Annotated in this window: 17 protein-coding genes; 7 read left to right on the forward strand and 10 right to left on the reverse strand. The window is 63.7% G+C overall.

Annotated elements, in window-relative coordinates:
* Positions 1–26 precede the first annotated feature (26 nt).
* A complete protein-coding gene (locus K288_RS0125485) occupies positions 27–926 on the reverse strand; it encodes a DUF6537 domain-containing protein (protein ID WP_043160680.1) in 900 nt (299 codons plus the stop codon).
* Positions 923–1585 carry a cyclic nucleotide-binding domain-containing protein gene (locus K288_RS0125490; RefSeq protein WP_027582113.1) on the reverse strand — a complete coding sequence of 221 codons (663 nt, stop codon included), beginning with the start codon at positions 1583–1585 and terminating at the stop codon, positions 923–925. Before K288_RS0125490 ends, K288_RS0125485 begins: the two co-directional genes overlap by 4 nt.
* A 362-nt stretch (positions 1586–1947) precedes the next feature.
* Between K288_RS0125490 and K288_RS0125495 the strand changes: the two genes are divergently transcribed.
* The 3 genes from K288_RS0125495 to K288_RS0125505 all read left to right on the forward strand — a co-directional run bounded on the left by K288_RS0125495 (position 1948) and on the right by K288_RS0125505 (position 4693).
* The gene (locus tag K288_RS0125495) at positions 1948–2733 is read left to right on the forward strand and encodes an enoyl-CoA hydratase/isomerase family protein (RefSeq protein ID WP_027582114.1); all 786 of its coding nucleotides are present in this window, start codon (positions 1948–1950) and stop codon (positions 2731–2733) included.
* Positions 2734–2767: 34 nt separating this feature from the next.
* The gene (locus tag K288_RS46530; protein ID WP_152535669.1) at positions 2768–4216 is read left to right on the forward strand and encodes a hypothetical protein; all 1449 of its coding nucleotides are present in this window, start codon (positions 2768–2770) and stop codon (positions 4214–4216) included.
* A gap of 72 nt (positions 4217–4288) precedes the next feature.
* A complete protein-coding gene (locus K288_RS0125505; protein ID WP_027582115.1) occupies positions 4289–4693 on the forward strand; it encodes a hypothetical protein in 405 nt (134 codons plus the stop codon).
* A 27-nt stretch (positions 4694–4720) separates the two neighbouring features.
* Here the strand turns inward: K288_RS0125505 and K288_RS0125510 are convergent, their stop codons facing one another.
* From K288_RS0125510 to K288_RS0125545, 8 genes are all read right to left on the reverse strand, one after another.
* Positions 4721–5434 (reverse strand): nitroreductase, encoded by a 714-nt coding sequence (locus K288_RS0125510; protein ID WP_027582116.1) that lies wholly within the window; start codon positions 5432–5434, stop codon positions 4721–4723.
* A 2-nt stretch (positions 5435–5436) separates the two neighbouring features.
* Positions 5437–6681: an acyl-CoA dehydrogenase gene (locus K288_RS0125515; protein ID WP_027582117.1), complete on the reverse strand. Its 1245-nt coding sequence runs from the start codon at positions 6679–6681 to the stop codon at positions 5437–5439.
* 103 nt (positions 6682–6784) lie between these two features.
* Positions 6785–8032 carry an acyl-CoA dehydrogenase gene (locus tag K288_RS0125520; protein WP_027582118.1) on the reverse strand — a complete coding sequence of 416 codons (1248 nt, stop codon included), beginning with the start codon at positions 8030–8032 and terminating at the stop codon, positions 6785–6787.
* A gap of 125 nt (positions 8033–8157) precedes the next feature.
* A complete protein-coding gene (locus tag K288_RS0125525; protein WP_027582119.1) occupies positions 8158–9285 on the reverse strand; it encodes an acyl-CoA dehydrogenase family protein in 1128 nt (375 codons plus the stop codon).
* A gap of 115 nt (positions 9286–9400) precedes the next feature.
* Positions 9401–11275 (reverse strand): AMP-binding protein, encoded by a 1875-nt coding sequence (locus tag K288_RS0125530; RefSeq protein WP_027582120.1) that lies wholly within the window; start codon positions 11273–11275, stop codon positions 9401–9403.
* Between the two features lie 43 nt (positions 11276–11318).
* Positions 11319–12125 carry an enoyl-CoA hydratase-related protein gene (locus K288_RS0125535; protein WP_027582121.1) on the reverse strand — a complete coding sequence of 269 codons (807 nt, stop codon included), beginning with the start codon at positions 12123–12125 and terminating at the stop codon, positions 11319–11321.
* Positions 12126–12316: 191 nt separating this feature from the next.
* Positions 12317–13075, reverse strand: coding sequence for an SDR family NAD(P)-dependent oxidoreductase (locus tag K288_RS0125540; RefSeq protein ID WP_027582122.1), 759 nt, complete (start codon positions 13073–13075; stop codon positions 12317–12319).
* Between the two features lie 84 nt (positions 13076–13159).
* A complete protein-coding gene (locus K288_RS0125545) occupies positions 13160–13825 on the reverse strand; it encodes a TetR family transcriptional regulator (RefSeq protein ID WP_051334719.1) in 666 nt (221 codons plus the stop codon).
* 148 nt (positions 13826–13973) lie between these two features.
* On the opposite strand from K288_RS0125545, the gene K288_RS0125550 reads away from it, so the two are divergent.
* The 4 genes from K288_RS0125550 (at position 13974) to mbfA (ending at position 19089) form a co-directional block, all read left to right on the forward strand.
* Positions 13974–15146: an acetyl-CoA C-acetyltransferase gene (locus tag K288_RS0125550; RefSeq protein WP_027582124.1), complete on the forward strand. Its 1173-nt coding sequence runs from the start codon at positions 13974–13976 to the stop codon at positions 15144–15146.
* Positions 15147–15267: 121 nt separating this feature from the next.
* Complete coding sequence (locus K288_RS0125555) at positions 15268–16812, forward strand: acyl-CoA synthetase (RefSeq protein WP_027582125.1); 1545 nt, start codon at positions 15268–15270, stop codon at positions 16810–16812.
* Positions 16813–16895: 83 nt separating this feature from the next.
* Positions 16896–18050, forward strand: a complete 1155-nt coding sequence (locus K288_RS0125560; protein ID WP_027582126.1) for an alpha/beta hydrolase — start codon at positions 16896–16898, stop codon at positions 18048–18050.
* Between the two features lie 67 nt (positions 18051–18117).
* The gene (mbfA, locus tag K288_RS0125565) at positions 18118–19089 is read left to right on the forward strand and encodes an iron exporter MbfA (protein ID WP_027582127.1); all 972 of its coding nucleotides are present in this window, start codon (positions 18118–18120) and stop codon (positions 19087–19089) included.
* Positions 19090–19257 lie beyond the last annotated feature (168 nt).

The following is a 19257-nucleotide window of genomic DNA, read 5'->3' on the forward strand; positions in this document are numbered from 1 at the left end:
GTGGATCAGGAGATGAGAGCGCACGATCAGTCGGCCGCGGCACTGGCTCCGGCAGGCAGGCGGGCGCGGATTTCCGCAATCTTGCGCTTCAGTGCCGCCTGCCGCGGATCGGGCATGGCTGCAGCCCGGGCCTCCGCGATGGCCCCGGCGAGGTCCGGCAGGGCAAGCACGCCATCAAAGGTCGGCTTGGCGAGGTCGTCGATGATCGTGTGCCAGTCCGCGAGCCCCTGGCGGTAGCTCGCGCCATAGCCTTCGATCATCGTCGCCGTCCGGATCACCTCGAGCGCTGCTGCGGGTTGCTTGGCCAGGCTGCGATTGATCATGTGCAGCCAGCGCTCGACCCAGACCCGTTCCTTGACGTAGCGAACCGAGAACAACCGCCAGCGCTTGAGGCCGGCCTCAAGCTTCAGGCGGCGGACACTGAAGCGGTTTCTGGTAGAGAATTTGACCTTGACCGTCCTTCGCGCCCAGCCCAGCCACTCCAGGATATCGAGCACCGGCTCGGCGATCGCGGCTGGCAGAGCATCAACCAGTTCGTCGAACCGAAATCTCCTGATATCCACCGATCCGGCCTGCGCACACTTCCCCTCGAGCTCGAGCAGCTTCAGTTGCGCGATCCGGATCGGGTCCTCGTAGGCCATGCGCTGCGCCATCAGCTGCGCGATCTCGGTGAGCATCGCCTCGTCGACCTCGCGCCTGCCGACGAAGCGCCGCAAGCGGTCGACATAGAGCTGGGCGTAGCCGGGACTCTGATACTCGATCAGGAGGTGGATGGCATCGCTCGTGATCGCCCCGACGCTCTCCGGCAGTCCCTCGGGCAGCACTGGCGGCGTGGCGTCATCGTCGCCGAGGAAATCGGCGAACAGATAACGCAACGAGGACAGGATGCCGTCGTCGTCCGCCACGGTTGCACTCTCGCTCGTCATGCCGGCTTCGGTTCTACGGCCGTCACCTGCTGGGCCAGCCGCTGCTCCAGCGTATCGATATTCTGGAACAGCCGCGCGCTGGCAAGCCTGAGGAAGTAGAAGCCGAAGGCCGGGTTCTGCACATAGAGCTGCTCGACCTGGTCGTAACTCACGGACAGGATGACGCCGCCCTCGACGCATTCAAGCGTTTGCGTGCGGACGTTGGACGGCGACAGCATGCCGAGCTCGCCGACAATGGCACCGACCGGCAGTTCGATGCCGGACTCGACCAGGCGGAAGCGGCCGCTGACGATGTAGAACATGCTGTCGGCCTTCTCGTCCTTGTAGAACAGGACTTCGCCGGCGCTGCATTTGCGCTCGGTCATGAACGGCTTCAGCCACTCCATCGAGAGATCGCTGTTGACGGATTTCCTGACGTCGCGGACGAGCTGCAGCATCTGGTGCAGGCGATAGGAATTGACCAGCAGCATGACCACCTGGACCAGAATGACCAGATAATTATGGATCGGGATTGCAATAATGATCAGGACGATGTTCGCGAGGATGCCGAAAACGCGCAATGGAATCATTGTCCGCATCGTGGTCGTGGCGATCACGAAGATCGACGCGAACAGGGTGCCGGCTGTCCCTGCGTGCTGAATAAGATGTGAGGTATCCATAGGAAACCAACCAATTTCCAAGCAGTGAATGGCGTCGCGATTTCTTTGATCCGGGGCTGCCCCGCACGGCAGCCTCTCCCTGATATACGGGAAATGTCGCTCTTTTGTTCGCGAATCTCACCACTTTGTCAGGCGTACCGGGCGCCGGCCAGGGCGCCTGACATGCCCAACAGGTGAGACCGAGGCGGAATGCAGCCATTTGCCAGCCGTCGTTGACGGGCTTGGCAGGGAAAGGCACCTTCCGGCAACGGACGTGGATTACCACGTCCGCGAAGCAGCCAACAGGCCCGGACTCGCCGCGGTGATCGACACCGAGACCGAGGTTGGTGGCGTGAGCTGGAGGACCAACAATGGAGAAAACCATGTCTGACGCGGCAGAGACCGCAACCCCGCCGCTGCTCGAGATTTCGGGCCCTCGCGCCACCATCCGCCTCAACCGTCCGAAGCACATGAACCGGCTGCAGGCGGAAGATCTCGTCGAATTGGTGAGACTGTTCGACCGCGTCGAGGCCGATCCCGCCGTCCGCGTGCTGGTGCTGACCGGCACCGGCCGCGCCTTTTCCGCCGGCTACGATCTCAATTCGGTGGCGTCGCGCGCCAGCGCTGCCGGCGAAGAGCCGAGCACCGGTTCAGCGTTCGAAGGCGTCGCCAACCGGCTCGAAGATCTGAACGTGCCCACGATCTGCCGCCTCAACGGCGGCGTCTATGGCGGCTCGACCGATCTGGCGCTCGCCTGCGACTTCCGCATCGGCGTCGACACCGCGGAGATGTTCATGCCGGCAGCAAAGCTCGGCCTGCATTATTACCCGAGCGGGATCAGGCGCTACGTGTCGCGGCTCGGCGTCAACAATGCCAAGATGCTGTTCCTGACCGGGCAGAAGATCGGCGCGCCGGAGATGCTGCGGATCGGCTATCTCACCACCATGGTGCCCGAGACTGAACTGGACCAGGAGGTCGACCGGCTCGCGAGCCTGCTCGCGGCCAACGCGCCGGTCGCGATGGCCGGCATGAAGCGCGCCATCAATGAATTCGCGCACGGTGAGTTCGACAAGGAAGCCGCCGACACCCGCCATCGCGAGAGCCTGCGCGGGGCGGAGATCAAGGAAGGCATCAAGGCACGCGCGGAGAAACGGCCGGCGAAGTTCTGACCGCCGGCTGGCCGATCTCAGGAGATACGTGGAAGTGCAACCGGATTTGCCGAACGAGCGTGCCGACCGCATCCTGCATTGGCTTGGACTGATTTACCCCGGCGACGTCAGCGGCACGATGAATGCCGCCAATCCACGCGTCGCGCTCCGGATCCTCGCCGAAAGCCCCGACCTCGCAGCCGGCGATCCCTATCTTGCCTGCGCGGTCGGCGATGAAAATGCGCTGCAACTCGCCACGCAAGCCGATCCCTCCTGGCTCAACCGGCCCGGCGGCCCTCTGCGATTGCCGCCGCTGTTCGCGCTCGTTCATTCGGCGCTGGTTCGAGTAGCTGAATTTCACGAACGGCTGCACCAAAGCGCGAAATTTCTGATCGCTGCCGGCGCGGACGTCAATCAGCGGATCTACAGCCGTTGGCCGCCGGGTTCTTTGAGCAGCCCGGACGAGCGCTGCCCCTTGTCAACTCTTTATGGCGCTGCCGGAACCAACCGCAATGCCGCGCTGACGAAGCTGCTGCTCGACGCTGGCGCCGACCCGAACGACGGCGAATCGCTCTACCACTCGCTGGAGAATCCCGATTGCACCCGCCTGCTGCTGGAGCGCGGCGCTCGCATCGAGCAGACGAACGCGATCTACAGATCGCTCGACCTTCACGATCCAGCGCCGCTCAAGCTGTTGCTGCAGCATGGCGGCGATCCAAACGAGCCGGCGCGAAATCCGCCGCTGAGTGATTGGGGATCGCCGCTGTTGTGGGCGATCAGACGCAGGCGGTCGACCCAGCACATCGAAGCGCTGCTCGAGGCCGGCGCCGATCCGTCAAAGGTGACCCCTGAAGGCGTCGATGCCTACAGACTGGCGCTGCAGTTTGGGCTTGTGGAGGTCGCCGAGCTGCTGCGCGACCGCATCGGCGCGCAGCAGATCTCGGACGAAGAACGTTTCGTGGCGGCTTGCGCGCGCGGCGACGAGCGCGAGGCCCGCGCGATCGGCGCGAGACGACCCGATCTGCCTGCATCACTGCCGGAAGCACAACTGCGACTGCTACCGGACATCGCGGCCGAAAGTGGAAGCGAGGGGGCAAGGCTGATGGTTCGGCTCGGCTGGCCAATCTCCGTGCGCGGCGGCGACTGGAATGCGTCCGCACTCAATCTCGCTGTCTTCCGCGGTGACGCCGGATTGACGCGCTTTTTGCTCGAGCACGGTGCGAAATGGACGGAAGAGCACGGCTTTGGCGATAATGTCTGTGGCACGCTGTCGTGGGCGTCCCGCAACCAGCCGGTCGAGGGCGGCGACTGGCTCGGCTGCGCCCGGGCGCTGCTTGAACATGGCCTGCCGCGCGCGACGCCAATTCCCGGAGATTCCGAGCATGTCCTGATCGCGGGGGTCAAGAAGACGTTCTCCGAGGAGGTGATCGAGGAGCTGCTTGGTCCCACGCCTGACATCCACTGGACAATTCTTTCACCGGACACGCCCGGAGAGCGAGATTAACCAAGTATTAGCGCTAGCCATGTCGATGATCCCGCTGGGGCATTTGTGAACCCCGAGGGAGAAGGTTCCTCCATGCTCAGAAACGGTACCTATGCGGCGTGGTTCAAGACCCCGCTGGGCGAAGGCACCGGCATTGCCCATGTCGAAGACGGCAGGATCTGGGGTCATGACAGCATCACGACCTATACCGGCTCCTGCGAAATCGACGGGGATCGGTTCACCGCCATCTTATCGGTCAAGCGACACACCGAAGGACATGCAACCGTCTTCGGCGCCGACGACCTTACGCTTCGGCTTGAAGGAACGTGCGCCGACAAGTTGGGTCGTTACACAGCGACCGCGGAGCAAGTGCCGGGCGTGCTCCTTGAAGGAACCCTGATTCTCAGCGAACCGCAGCCGCCCGCGCCGGAGCCGGTCGGGCCGATGCCAAAGTTCGACCCTGACAAACTGCCGAAAATTCCACCACGCACCCGCTGACCGGTCGCCAGGCCGATAAATGCGAGACTACTCGTCCAGGAACGTCACGGCGTCCGCGACGGTTGCCCTTGATGTCCGGTAGCTGTTCACCTTGTGGTCGTGATCGGCGTAGCCGAAGGAGATGCCGCAGACGACGCGGCGATCATCGGGCAGATTGAAGTGGCGGCGGATCAGGCCGGAATGGCGGGCGAGCGCCGCCTGCGGGATGGTGCCGAGCCCGAGCGCCTGGGCGGCCAGCATGAAATTGGAGACATAGCCACCGCAATCGATCGCACCATAGATGCCGAGCGGCTCGTTGGTGTGGATGATGGCGACATGCGGCGCGCCGAAGAAATTGTAGTTCTCCAGCGCCTGCTTTGCATACGCCGCCTTGTCCCCGCGTGCGATGCCCAGCGTATTGTAAAGCTGGAAGCCGCTCTCCCGGCGGCGCTGCAGATAGACCCCGACATATTCGCGCGGCGGCGCGAAGTCATGATCGTCCCCGGCGCCGGATGCGGCCTCGGCATAGATCGATTTGCGGAAACGTTCCTTGGCCTCGCCGCTCGCGATCAGGACCTGCCAGGGCTGGCTATTGCACCAGGACGCGGTGCGCTGCGCCACGTTGAGCACATGCTCTATGATCTCACGCGGCACTTCGCGCGGCAGGAAGGCGCGCACGGAGTAGCGCTCGTTCAAGAGCTCCTCGAGCACACCGATGCGATCTTCCGTGCTGTAACGCGGGCTCGGCGTTTTCGCATCCATGGTCAGCGTCCTTTGGTTGGGATCTTGTTGAACGGCACGTCCTTGTCGACGCGGATATCACCGGGGAGCCCCAGCACGCGTTCGGCGATGATGTTGCGCAAAATCTCATCCGTGCCGCCGGCGATCCGCATCGATGGGGCGGTGAGCAGCATCTGCTGGAACTGGCCATTCGCCACTTCTTCCGCAGCGCCAGCTAGCGCGCCGGCGGCGCCTTCCAGATCCATCGCGTAAGTCGCGATGTCCTGCAGCATGGTGCCGGCGACGAGCTTGCCGATCGAGTTCTCCGGCCCGGGCCGCTCGCCCTTGGAGAGCGATGAGATCGCGCGGTAGCTGGTGTATTTCAGCCCGCTTGCCTTCACGGCCCAATTCGCGAGCTTCGAACGCACTGCGGGATCGTCGATCGCGAGCCCGTCATCCGTCATCAAATTCGAGCAGAACTCGAACATTTCGGGGAAGCCGGTCGCAAGCCGCGCGCCGATCGACATGCGCTCGTTCATCAAGGTCGTCAGCGAGACATTCCAGCCGTCGCCGACTGCGCCAAGCCGCTGGCTGTCCGGGATCACCACATCGGTGAAATAGACCTCGTTGAACTCCTGCATGCCGTTGGCCTGCTTGATCGGGCGCACTTCCACGCCTTTGCTCTTCATGTCCAGGAAGAACATGGTGAGCCCCTTGTGCTTTGGCACGTTGGGATCGGTGCGCGTGATCAAAAGCCCGTAATCGGAATAATGCGCGCCCGAGGTCCAGATCTTCTGGCCGTTGATGATCCAGTTGTCGCCTTGCTTTTCTGCGCGCGTGCGAAGTCCTGCGACGTCGGAGCCGCCGGCCGGTTCGGAAAAGAGCTGGCACCAGATCTCCTCGCCCGAAGCGAGCTTCGGCAAATAGCGGCGCTTATGCTCCTCGCTGCCATAGGCCATCACGGTCGGGCCGCACATGCCTTCGCCGATCTGGAACGGCTGGGTCAATTTGCCGTAGATGCCCTCTTCCTGCTGCCAGATCACGCGCTCGATCGGGGTCGCGCCGCGGCCGCCATATTCCTTCGGCCAATGCAGGCAAGCCCAGCCGGCCTCCGCCTTCTTCTTCTGCCAGGCCTTGCCGACATCGACGATCTCGGCCCTCTCCAGCCGGATCCGGCCGAGCGAGGATTTCGACAGCTCCGCCTCGTATTCCTTGGGCGCGTTGGCCTCGACCCATTTGCGCGCCTCGGCGCGGAAGGCGGCTTCCTGCGGGGTGTCGTCGAAATTCATGGGCGGACCTTTGTTCTTACGTAGGGTGGGCAAAGCGAAGCGTGCCCACCATTGCGAGCGAAGTCTTGATGGTGGGCACGCTTCGCTTTGCCCACCATACGATTCAAGTTGCGCGGCCCTTGGTCGGTATCTGGTTGAAGGGCACGTCCTTGTCGACCCTGATGTCGCCGGGCAGTCCCAGCACGCGCTCGGCGATGATGTTGCGCATGATCTCGTCGGTGCCGCCTTCGACGCGGGTGCCGGGCGCACGCAGCAGCATCGCCTGGAACTTGCCGGCGAGTTCCGCATCCGGCCCGCTCAGCACGCCGGCGGCGCCCTGCAGGTCGAGCGCATACATCGCGACCTCCTGGATCATCGATCCCGCCACCAGCTTGCCGATGGAATTCTCCGGACCCGGCCGCTCGCCCTTCGACAGCGCCGAGATCGCGCGCATGCTGGTGTACTTCAGCCCGCTCGCCTTGACCGCATAGTTCGCAAGCCGCGAGCGAACGCTGCGGTCTTCGATCGCGGGGCCATCCTCCAGCATCAAATTGTTGCAGAACTCGAACAGTTCCGGAAAGCCGGTCGCGACACCGGCGCCGATCGACATCCGCTCGTTCATCAGCGTGGTCAGCGAGACGTTCCAGCCGTCATTGACCTCGCCGAGCCGCTGATGATCCGGAATCCTGACGTCGGTGAAATAGACCTCGTTGAAGTCGGACTGTCCGCTCGCCTGCTTGATCGGCCTGACTTCGACACCCGGACTCTTCATGTCCAGGAAGAACATAGTGAGGCCCTTGTGCTTGGGCACGGTCGGATCGGTGCGGGTCAGCAGGATGCCGTAGTCGGAATAGTGCGCACCTGAGGTCCAGATCTTCTGGCCATTGATGATCCAGTCGTCGCCCTTCTTTTCCGCGCGGGTACGAAGTCCCGCGACGTCGGAGCCGCCGGCGGGCTCGGAGAACAGCTGGCACCAGATCTTCTCGCCCGAGGCCAGTGGCGGCAGATAGTGGCGCTTATGCTCCTCGCGTGCGAACGCCATCATGGTCGGGCCGCACATGCCATGGCCGATGATGAACATCGCGGAGAGCTTGCCGAACGGCCCCTCCTCCTGCTGCCAGATCACGCGCTCGATCGGCGAGGCGCCGCGGCCGCCATAATCTTTCGGCCAGTGCAGGCAGGCCCAGCCGGCATCCGCCTTCTTCTTCTGCCAGGCCTTTGCGACCTCGAGAATGTTGGCATTCTTGAGCTGGGTGCGGCCGAGCGAGGATTTGCGAAGCTCTTCCTCGTATTGCTTCGGCGCGTTGGCCGCGATCCAGGCTCTCGCCTCGGCGCGGAACGCGGCTTCCTGCGGGGTGTCGTCGAAATTCATGTTCCAAAATCCTCGGCCGTGTTTCGTGGCGTCGCAGGATGGGTAGAGCGCAGCGAAACCCATCGTTTGTCGTCACCGGTTTGATGGGTTTCGCTGCGCTCTACCCATCCTACGGTCATTACGACTTACGCCGCGTTCTTCTTGCGCATGCGGTCGATCAGGGCATCCTCCCAATAAGAGAGGCTACCGAGGCCAAGCGCGGTGGCATTGGCGCGGCGATAGTACATGTGGCAGTCGAACTCCCAGGTGAATCCCATGCCGCCATGGACCTGGATGTTGTTCTTGGCGCAGTGCTGGAACGCCTGCGTCGCACTGATCCGCGCAGCGGCGGCCGCCTCCGGCAACTCCGCGGCATTGGTCGAGAGCGCCCAGGCGCCGTAGTAGCAATTCGAGCGCGCCAAGGTCGCCGAGACATACATATCGGCGAGGATGTGCTTGACTGCCTGGAACGAGCCGATAGGACGGCCGAAGGCAATGCGATCGAGCGCGTAATCGCGGCCCATCTCCAGCGCGCGGTCGGCGCCGCCGACCTGCTCGAACGCCAGCAGCACCGCGGCGCGGTCGAGCACTTGCGTGATGATGCCCCAGCCTTCGCCAGTGGCTCCAAGCGGCTCGGCCTTGGCATTGGTGAACGTGATCTCGGCCTGGCCGCGGGTTAGATCGATGCTGGTCAACTCCTTGACCTCGACGCCGCCGCCCTTGAGATCGACCAGGAACAGCGAGATATCAGCATCACGCCCGGTCGAGCCGGTGCGCGCGGCGACCACCGCGAAATCGGCGATGGCGCCGTCCGGCACCGGCTTCTTGGTGCCGTTGAGCGTGCCACCGGAAGCGGCGAGCTTGATCGCCTTCGGCGACGGATTGCCCTTGCCCTCGAACAGCGCCAGCGTGCCGATCGCTTCGCCCGCGGCGATCTTCGGCAGCCATGTCTGCTTCTGCGCGTCGCTGCCGGCGAGCATCAAGGCTTCGGCCGCGAGATACACGGTGGAGGAGAACGGCACCGGCGCCAGCGCCCGCCCCATTTCTTCTGCGATCACGCAAAGCTCGAGATGGCCCGCGCCCGCGCCGCCGAACTGTTCGGGGATCGCGACGCCGAGGAAACCCATCTCGGCGAGGCCCTTCCAGAGCGCCTTGTCGTAGGCGGCCTTGCCATCCAGCACAGTGCGCACCGCTTTCGGCGGGCATTGCTCGCTGAGGAATTTCCGCGCCTCGTCGCGCATCTGCTTCTGTTCGTCGGAGAAATCGAAATTCATGGCGTTTCACTCGGGTTGATGATGGCTTGCCTTGGAGGATGGGTGGAGCGAAGCGATACCCATCGCGATGTTCGTTCTGACCGATGGGTTTCGCTGCGCTCTACCCATCCTACGGTCAGTTCAGGATGATCACGTCCTCCCCGGGCCTGTCGGCATAGAGCTTCTCCACCAGCCCCGCGCGGCGCTCGAGGCCGGCGCGCTGGTTGATGTAGCCCTTGTCGGTGAGTTCGTTGCCGTCGATCGAGGGCGGCTCGACCATCAGCATCGCGCGCGAGATGCGCCGGCTGCTGGCGCCTTCGACGGAAGCATTGTGCGCCTCCAGTCCTCCCCTGAGGCAGGCGATCACGTCGGGATGCTTCACCGCGTCTTCGAAGCTCGCATTGGGATCGCCGATGAGTTGCCGGCAGGCATGAAGGTTGGGCCAGGCAAGCAGGCCGATGAACGGGCGATCCTGCCCGGCCACCAGCGCGTCGTGCACGACAGGCGTTGCGGCAGCGATCGCATCGGTTCGGAGCGAGCCGACATGCACGAAGGTGCCGGTCGTGAGCTTAAAATCCTCGACCACACGTCCGGCAAAGATGATGCCCTGCACCGGATCCTCGGGGTCGACGAACACGCCGGCGTCGCCAATGCAGTAGAAGCCCTCCTCGTCGAACGCCGATCTGGTGAGCTCGGGCTGGCCGAAATAGCCCGGCGTGACGTTGACGCCGCGCAGGCGCAATTCATACTTTGCGCCGCACGGCACCATCTTCAGTTCGACGCCCGGGAACGGCAGCCCGATCAGGCCGACGCGCTCGGTGTCCCAATAGGTGCCGGTCGACGTCGGCGCGGTCTCGGTCGAGCCCCACCCGGTATAGAACACGATGCGCTCGCCAGTGGTGCGGACCGCAAGCGCCTGCATGCGGTCGTAGAGATCGTCCGGCAGCCGTGCGCCGCCATAGGCCATCACGGAAAGATTGCTGAAGAAGCTACGGCACAGCACGTCGTCCTTTTCCATCGCGGCCGCCAGCGCGGCGTAGCCGGCGGGAACGTTGGCGTAATAGGTCGGCGAGATCTCGCGCAGGTTACGGATGGTCTCGTCGAACTGGCCCGGCATCGGCCGGCCGTCGTCGATATAGAGCGTGCCGCCGTCGATCAGCACCGGGTTGAACAGCGCGTTGCCGCCCATGGTGTGATTCCAGGGCATCCAGTCGAGATAGGTCGCGAGCGGACCATTGGCATTACGCGGCCGCACCTGCATCATCATCGCGGCATTGGCGCACATCATCTCCTGGGTGTTGATGACTGCCTTGGGCATGCCGGTCGAGCCAGAGGTGAACAACAGCTTGCCCACGGTCTGCGGCGTGATCTGCACGATCGAGGCTTCGACATCGTCAGTGATCGGGGTTGCCGCTAGCTCGGCGAAGCTGACGCTCTTGATGCCCTCGCAAGGGCGAGCGACGTGGACGACCGTGACGCCGTCAAGATCAAGCGCGCGCAGCGCCTTCTCGAAGGTCGGGCCGTCCTGCACCATCACCACAGCCGGCTTGACCAGGTCGAACAGGTATTTGAGCTTGAGATGATCCTGGCTCATCAGCGAATAGGCCGGCGACACCGGCGCCGCCGGCAGGCGCGCCTGCATTGCAGCCTGCGTCATCAGCGCGTGCTCGATCGAATTGCCAGAGAGGATCGTGACCGGACGGCCGGGCTCGAGCTTCAGATTGAGCAAGCCTTGCGTGAGCGCATCCACGGTGCGCTTGGCGTCGGCGTAGGACAGGTTGCGCCATTGCCGCTCGGGGCCCATGCGCTGGGCGAGCCAGGTCCGCTCGGGCGCCTGCTTCGCCCATTTCGCCAGCGAAGCAGGAATATGTGTCTCGTAAGGGCTGAGCGGAATGCGCGACTTCAGGACGATCGCGCCGTCGTCTCGCCGCTCGATCGCGATGTCGCGCGGCAGCCATTCGATCTTGCGAAAGCCCGGCTTTTCCAGCACCGCGGCTGCACTCCCACTCATTTTGCGTCTCCCGGAATTTCTTGTCCTTTGCGGATCTTTGTTGCTATCGCCTGATATACACAGGCTTTCGTTTTTCAAGAAAGGCCCTGATACCTTCTGCAAAATCTTCCGAGCGGCTGCACAGGACCTGGTTGCGGTCCTCCATCGCGATGACAGCCTCCAGCGATCCTGCATCGACGCTCATGTTGAGGCATTCCTTCGAGAGCCGCAGGCCCACGGGTGACGCCGTCAGCATCGCCTCGACATAAGGCTCAACCGCCGCATCAAGCGCGCCCTCTTCGACCACCTCCGACACGAGACCGACCGCGAGCGCGCGCTCCGCACCAATGAAGCGGCCGGTCAGGATCAGTTCGGACGCAACGGAGACGCCGACGAGGCGCGGAAGGAAATAGCTGGTGCCGATATCGCAGCCGCCGAGGCCGAGCTTGATGAAGGCGCAGTTCATCCGCGCCGATCTGGTAGCGATGCGGATATCGGACGCGAGCGCCAGCGCGAAGCCACCGCCGGCCGCCGCGCCCTGGATCAGCGCAAGGATCGGCTGCGGGCAGCGCCGCATCAGCATCACGATGTCGGCGATGCGCCGCTGCGAGTCGAGGGACTCGGTGACTCCTGGCGGCTCCTGCTGGCCGGCCCGGCGCTGCATTGCATGCTTGAGATCAAGGCCGGCGCAGAAATTCTCACCCGCGCCTTTCAGCACCACGACGCGCGTGTCGCGGTTGCGTTGCAGGCCCTGGAAGTAGACGTTCAGCGCGTCGATCAGCGACGGATCGAGCGCGTTCAGGCTCTCCGGGCGATTGAGTGTCACCCAATCAGCGCCGTCGCGATGTTCGATCAGAAGCGGTTGGGTCACGCTTAACTCCTGCCTCACCGAACGCGATGCCAGTTGCTGCGCCCTCTCCCCTTGTGGGAGAGGGCTACACCGGCGTTGGCCACGCACTCGATACGGTGAGGGGTTGCCAGCCGGAGAGAACCCCTCATCCGGCGCGGATTTCATCCGCGCCACCTTCTCCCACAAGGGGAGAAGGGAAGAGACGAGTGGCCCTACCGCGGGGCCATGCGGATGGCGCCGTCGAGGCGGATGGTTTCGCCGTTGAGCATCGCGTTCTCGACGATATGCACCGCGAGCGCGCCGTATTCGTCGGGCTCGCCGAGGCGGGCCGGATGCGGTACCTGGGCGCCGAGGCTCTTGCGCGCCTCCTCGTTCAGACCCATCAGGAGCGGGGTGAAGAAGATGCCGGGCGCGATCGTGTTGACGCGGATCTTCAGGCTTGCGAGGTCGCGCGCCGCCGGCAAGGTCAGGCCGACGATGCCGCCCTTCGAGGCGGAATAGGCGATCTGGCCGATCTGGCCTTCATAGGCCGCGACCGAAGCGGTGTTGACGACGACGCCGCGCTCTTCGCCGATCGGCTGCGCCGTGGCAAGCCGCTCCGCGAACAGGCGCAGCACGTTGAAGGTCCCAATAAGATTGACATTGATGATGCGGGTGAACTTCTCCAGCGGATAGACGCCGTCCCTGCCGACGATGCGCTGCGAGCCGCCGATGCCGGCGCAGTTCATCAGCACGCGCGCAATGCCATGCGCAGCCTCGGCCTTGGCGATCGCAGCCTTCACCTGCTCTTCGCTGGTGACGTCGGCATGCAGCGCGACGCCCTTCACTTCCGCCGCGACCTTCTCCGCGTTTTCCTTGTTCTGGTCGAGCACACCGATCTTGGCGCCTTTGGCGGCCATGGCGCGCGCGGTGGCGGCCCCGAGGCCGGAGCCACCGCCGGTGATGAGAACGGCAACGTCTTTCAACTGCATGATAGAGCTCTCCTTGGGTGTTAGTTTCTTGGATCGCGAATAGCGAATGGCGAGTAGCGAATAGTTTCATCCATTCGCCATTCGCTACTCACTATTCGCCTCTTCCTTCGCCAGCATGCCGCCGAAGATCAGCGCTTCCATATGCTTGATGTATTCGCGGCAGACCTCGTCGGTGACCGGGCCGACGCCGGTCGCGCGCGACATCGCGTGGCGGCCGAAGAACAGGTGATCGCAGGCGCCGATCAGGCTGGTGTAGAACAGCACCGGATCGACCTTGCGGAACTCGCCCGCGCGCACGCCTTCGTCGAGCAGGCGGCGATGGAAATCCAGAAGCGGCGCGATGAAGAACTTCGACACTTCGTCGGCCGCCTCCGCACTGCTCTCATGCAGGAGGTAGTGGATCAGCCGGTTCATGTAAGGGAACTGGTGATAGGCGCGGATGATGCCGGCGATGTGCAACCGCAGCTTGGCGGTCGGCGATATCGGCTGCGCGACCAGATATTCGAGCTGCGACATCTCGGTCGCGGCATCGCGCGCCAGCAGCGCCAGCAACAGCCCGTCCTTGTTGCCGAAATGATATTTTACGAGCGCTGCGTTGACGCCGGACTTCTGGGCAATGTCGGACAGCGACACGTCAATCGAGGCGCGCTCGATCATCAATTCGCTCGCGGCAACCAGCAGCTTCTCCGCCGTCGGGTTCCGGCCCGCCGGGAGTCGCGTTGGTATGGTGGTATTCAACTGCATTTCCATCTGCCTGCCGGAAAAGTCCGGCGCGCAGATAACCCGATGCCGCGGCTGACCTCAAGAGTTAATTGATTGATTGACTAAATCCGTTACGGCCCTTTTAATCCGGCCATCTTTGAAACGCCCATCCAGAAACACTCAGGGAGACCAAGACATGGCCGAGGCCTATATCGTCGCCGCCGCTCGCACCGCCGGCGGCCGCAAGGGGGGACGTCTTGCCGGCTGGCACCCGGCCGACCTGGCCGCGACCGTGCTGGACGCGCTGGTCGAGCGTTCCGGCGCCGATCCCGCGCTAGTCGAGGACGTGATCATGGGCTGCGTGATGCAGGCCGGCGAGCAGTCCAACAACATCGCGCGCAACGCGGTGATGGCCTCGAAGCTGCCGGAAAGCGTCCCCGGCACCTCGATCGACCGGCAGTGCGGCTCCTCGCAGCAGGCACTGCACTTCGCGGCGCAGGCCGTGATGTCCGGCTCGATGGACATCGTGATCGCCGCCGGCGTGGAATCGATGACGCGGGTGCCGATGGGCCTTGCCTCGTCGCTGCCGCAGAAGAACGGCTTTGGCTACTACAAGAGCCCGAACATCGAGAAGCGCTATCCCAACATCATGTTCAGCCAGTTCACCGGCGCGGAGATGATGGCGGAGAAATACGGCCTCTCCAAAGACGAACTCGATGAATATTCCTACGGCAGCCACCAGCGCGCGATTGCCGCTACGCAGGCCGGCCATTTCAAGGACGAGATCGTGCCGGTGCAGATCACCCGCGCCGACGGCACCACCGACACCCATCACATCGACGAAGGCATCCGCTTCGATGCCAGCCGCGACGGCATCAAGGGCGTCAAGCTGATCGCCGAGAACGGCAAGCTGACAGCGGCGAGTTCGAGCCAGATCTGCGACGGCGCCTCCGGCGTGCTCGTCGTCAACGAGAAGGGGCTGAAGCAGCTCGGCGTCAAGCCGATGGCGCGCATCCACCACATGAGCATGCTGGGCCATGATCCCGTGATCATGCTGGAGGCGCCACTGCCCGCCACCGAACGCGCGCTGAAAAAGGCCGGCATGTCGATCGACGACATCGACCTGTTCGAGGTCAACGAGGCCTTCGCGTCGGTGCCGACCGCATGGCTGAAAACCACCGGCGCCGATCCCGCCAGGCTCAACGTCAATGGCGGCGCGATCGCACTCGGCCATCCGCTCGGCGGCTCCGGCACCAAGCTGATGACGACGCTCATCAACGCGCTCAAGCAGCGCAACAAGCGCTACGGCCTGCAGACCATGTGCGAAGGCGGCGGCATGGCGAATGTGACGATCGTGGAGCGGCTCTAAAAACAAGAAAAGCGAATAGCGAATGGCGAGTAGCGAATGGTGAGCAGGAGAAGAGCGACCATCTAACCGCTCTTCCCTATTCGCCATTCGCTACTCGCCATTCGCGTCTTGAGGAAACCCCATGACCCACCCCTCGATCCACGCCCGCACGCATCCGGACAAGATCGCCTACCAGATGGCTGCTACCAGCAAGGCGATCACCTATCGCGAGCTCGACGAGCTCTCCAACCAGGGCGCGCATCTGTTCCGTTCGCTCGGACTGAAGGCCGGCGACCACATCGCCTTCCTGATGGAGAACCGGCTCGCCTTCATGGAGATCTGCTGGGCGGCGCAGCGCGCGGGGCTCTATTACACCGCGATCAGCCGCTACCTGAAGCAGGACGAGATCGCCTATATCATCAGGGACTGCGGCGCCAAGGTCTTCATCACCTCGCCGAAATGTGCCGAGCAGGTGAACGGCCTGGTCAACGGCAAGCCGGGTGAGCCGTTGTGGTTCATGATGGACGAGCCGCTGCCGGGCTTCCGTTCCTTCGACAAGGAAGCACTCGTGCAGCCGACCACGCCGATTGCGGACGAGGTCGCGGGCCACGACATGCTCTATTCCTCCGGCACGACCGGCCGGCCCAAGGGGATCAAGAAGCAGTTCGAAGCTAACCCGATCGACGTGCCGAACCCGTTCCTGCGGGTGCTGTGCGCCGACATGTGCGGCATGAACGCGGATACCATCTATCTGTCGCCGGCGCCGCTCTATCACGCCGCTCCCCTGCGCTTCAACATGATGGCGATCGTGCTGGGCGGCACTTCGATCATCATGGAATCCTTCGACGCCGAGGAATTCCTGAAACTGGTCGAGAAGCACAAGGTAACGCAGTCGCAGCTCGTGCCGACCATGTTCGTGCGCATGCTGAAACTGCCCGAGGAGGTGCGCAAGCGCTACGACGTCTCCTCGCTGAAGGGCGCGATCCATGCTGCGGCGCCCTGCCCGGTCGACGTGAAGGCCAAGATGATCGAGTGGTGGGGGCCGATCCTGATCGAATATTACGCGGGCTCCGAGGGTAACGGCGTCACGGTGTCGACCTCGCAGCAATGGCTGGAGCACCGCGGCACGGTCGGCCGCGCGGTGGTCGGCAAGATCAAGATCCTTGATGAGAACGACGAGGAGCTGCCGCCGGGCGAGATCGGCACAGTCTATTTCGCCGACGCGCCCGCGTTCACCTATCACAACGATCCCGAAAAGACGAAGCGCGCCTATAACGCCAGGGGCTGGTCGACGCTCGGCGATGTCGGCTATCTCGACACGGACGGCTTCCTCTATCTCACCGACCGCAAGAGCTACATGATCATCTCCGGCGGCGTGAACATCTATCCGCAGGAGACCGAGGATGTGCTGATCACGCATCCTGCTGTCTCCGACGTCGCGGTGTTCGGCGTGCCGAACGAGGAGATGGGCGAGGAGGTCAAGGCCGTGGTGCAGCCGCACGATATGGCTGCGGCCGGCAAGGAGCTCGAGGCCGAATTGATCGCCTTCTGCAAGTCGCGGCTATCCGCGATCAAATGCCCGCGCTCGATCGATTTCGAAGCCGAGCTGCCGCGCACGCCGACCGGCAAGCTGGTGAAGCGCCATCTCCGCGACCGCTACTGGCCGAAGACCGCGGTGAAGGCGTAATGTTGCAGGCACCTCACAACCGGGCTTGTCCTGGGCATCCATGTCTTTACAGTCGCGCGTGACAAGACATGGATGGAAACGCCATGAGTGCTCTCCCCGACATTCCGCTCCCCGCCGGCATACGCTCCCGCTACGTCGACGACATCAACGGCCTGCGCATGCATGTGCTCGAGGCCGGTTTCGAAACCAAAGGTCGGCCCTGTCTCCTGCTGCTGCACGGCTTTCCTGAGCTCGCCTTCTCCTGGCGCAAGGTAATGCCGGTGCTGGCCGAGGCCGGCTATCACGTGATCGCGCCGGACCAGCGCGGCTATGGCCGCACCACGGGCTGGGATGGCGACTATGACGGCGACCTCGTCTCGTTTCGCCTCACCAATCTCGTGCGCGATGCGCTGGGGCTGGTGTCGGCGTTCGGCTACAGAAGCGTCGATGCCGTGATCGGGCATGATTTCGGCTCGTCAGTCGCAGCGTGGTGCGCGTTGATCCGGCCGGATGTGTTCCGGGCGGTCACGATGATGAGCGCACCGTTCGGCGGGCCACCATCGCTGCCGTTCAACACTGCGGATGCACCGGCGAAGCCGGCTGCGGAAGACCCGGTGCATCGCGCGCTCGCCGCATTGCCGCGGCCGCGCAAGCATTACCAATGGTACTACTCAACGCGCGAGGCCGATGCCGACATGCACCGCGCCCCGCAAGGCGTGCATGACTTCCTGCGCGCCTACTACCACCACAAGAGCGCGGACTGGAAAGACAACAAGCCCTATCCGCTGCAGTCCTGGTCCGCGGGCGAACTGGCGAAACTGCCGACCTACTACATCATGGATCTTGCCGAAGGCATGGCCGCCACGGTGGCGAAAGAGATGCCGTTGGCCGCGGAGATCGCCGCCAACCAATGGCTGCCGGACCACGAGCTGGCGTTCTACAGTGCCGAGTACGAACGCAACGGCTTCCAGGGCGGACTGCAGTGGTATCGCTGCGGCACCTCCGGCGCCTTCGTCCCCGAACTGCAGACCTGGTCGGGCCGCACCATCGACGTGCCCTCCTGCTTCATCTCCGGCAAGCAGGACTGGGGCACCTATCAGCGGCCCGGCGTGTTCGAGGCGATGCAGTCGAAAGCCTGCACCAACATGATCGGTTGCCATCTGGTCGACGGCGCCGGCCATTGGGTGCAGCAGGAGCAGCCGTCGGAGGTCAGCCGGCTCCTCCTCGCGTTCCTGCGCGATGCGCGCGTCGGAAGGTGATTGACGCGCTAGCCAAGGCCGCCTATCTAGTTTAGAATAATTCTAAATTCTCCGAGAAGGCGGCTCCGTGAAGAATTTTGCCGATCTGACCGAGCGCGAAGTGCTGGCGGTCGCGATCGCCTCCGAGGAGGAGGACAGCCGCATCTACATGACCTTCGCGGAGGACCTCGCCGAACGCTATCCTGATACCGCCAAGATCTTCGAGGAGATGGCCGAGGAGGAACGCGGCCATCGGCATCGCCTGCTTGAACTCTACGACCAGCGTTTCGGCCCGCATCTGCCGCCGATCCGGCGCGAAGACGTAAAGGGTTTTCTACGGCGACGTCCGATCTGGCTAACCAAGAACCTGCCGCTCGACACCATCCGGAAGGAAGTCGAGACCATGGAGCTGGAGGCCGAACGCTTCTACGCCAAGGCCGCCGAACAGGCTCAGGATGTCGGCGTGCGCCGCCTGCTCGGCGATCTCGCCGAAGAAGAGCGGCACCACGAGAACCTCGCCGTCCGGCTGACCGACGATATCCTGAAGCCCGACGTGCGCGCCGAGGAGGACCGGACCCGGCGGCGCATGTTCGTGCTGCAATATGTGCAGCCCGGACTCGCCGGACTGATGGATGGCTCGGTCTCGACATTGGCGCCGCTGTTCGCCGCCGCCTTTGCGACCCACCAGAACTGGCAGACGTTCCTGGTCGGCCTTGCCGCCTCGATCGGCGCCGGCATCAGCATGGGATTTGCCGAAGCGTTGTCCGATGACGGTTCGCTGACCGGGCGCGGCTCGCCCTGGCTGCGTGGCCTCACCTGCGGATTGATGACGACGGTCGGCGGCCTCGGCCACACCCTGCCGTATCTCGTTCCCGATGCCTGGCCCAACGCATTCTGGATTGCGACCGCAATCGCCTGCATCATCGTCTTCTTCGAATTGTGGGCGATCGCCTTCATCCGCTCGCGCTACATGGACACGCCGTTCCTGCAGGCGGTGTTCCAGATCGTGCTCGGCGGCGCGATCGTGCTCGGTGTCGGCATTTTGATCGGTGCGGCGTAAAGCGTTTTCGAGCGAAGTGGACACCGGTTCGTGTAAAGAAAGCGCGTCAAAACTGGAATCCAGCGCAGCAATTCCTGTCAAGCATCCGTCTATTTTGCCAGCGATGATCCGCGGCGCATCGCGATGATGTGCGATGCTTCACGCTTGCGAGCCCCAGGCAAAGCAAGC

It is taken from the genome of Bradyrhizobium sp. Ai1a-2 (assembly GCF_000426245.1).
GTDB lineage: Bacteria > Pseudomonadota > Alphaproteobacteria > Rhizobiales > Xanthobacteraceae > Bradyrhizobium.

Bases quoted from the DNA above. Each gene is read 5' to 3' on its own strand.
- K288_RS0125530 (WP_027582120.1), bottom strand. From the start codon at position 11,275: ATGAGTGGGAGTGCAGCCGCGGTGCTGGAAAAGCCGGGCTTTCGCAAG.
- K288_RS0125485 (WP_043160680.1), bottom strand. From the start codon at position 926: ATGACGAGCGAGAGTGCAACCGTGGCGGACGACGACGGCATCCTGTCC.
- K288_RS0125510 (WP_027582116.1), bottom strand. From the start codon at position 5,434: ATGGATGCGAAAACGCCGAGCCCGCGTTACAGCACGGAAGATCGCATC.
- K288_RS0125495 (WP_027582114.1), top strand. From the start codon at position 1,948: ATGTCTGACGCGGCAGAGACCGCAACCCCGCCGCTGCTCGAGATTTCG.
- K288_RS0125545 (WP_051334719.1), bottom strand. From the start codon at position 13,825: ATGGAAATGCAGTTGAATACCACCATACCAACGCGACTCCCGGCGGGC.
- K288_RS0125515 (WP_027582117.1), bottom strand. From the start codon at position 6,681: ATGAATTTCGACGACACCCCGCAGGAAGCCGCCTTCCGCGCCGAGGCG.
- K288_RS0125560 (WP_027582126.1), top strand. From the start codon at position 16,896: ATGAGTGCTCTCCCCGACATTCCGCTCCCCGCCGGCATACGCTCCCGC.
- K288_RS0125505 (WP_027582115.1), top strand. From the start codon at position 4,289: ATGCTCAGAAACGGTACCTATGCGGCGTGGTTCAAGACCCCGCTGGGC.
- K288_RS0125555 (WP_027582125.1), top strand. From the start codon at position 15,268: ATGACCCACCCCTCGATCCACGCCCGCACGCATCCGGACAAGATCGCC.
- K288_RS0125550 (WP_027582124.1), top strand. From the start codon at position 13,974: ATGGCCGAGGCCTATATCGTCGCCGCCGCTCGCACCGCCGGCGGCCGC.
- K288_RS0125490 (WP_027582113.1), bottom strand. From the start codon at position 1,585: ATGGATACCTCACATCTTATTCAGCACGCAGGGACAGCCGGCACCCTG.
- K288_RS0125520 (WP_027582118.1), bottom strand. From the start codon at position 8,032: ATGAATTTCGACGACACCCCGCAGGAAGCCGCGTTCCGCGCCGAGGCG.
- K288_RS0125525 (WP_027582119.1), bottom strand. From the start codon at position 9,285: ATGAATTTCGATTTCTCCGACGAACAGAAGCAGATGCGCGACGAGGCG.
- K288_RS0125540 (WP_027582122.1), bottom strand. From the start codon at position 13,075: ATGCAGTTGAAAGACGTTGCCGTTCTCATCACCGGCGGTGGCTCCGGC.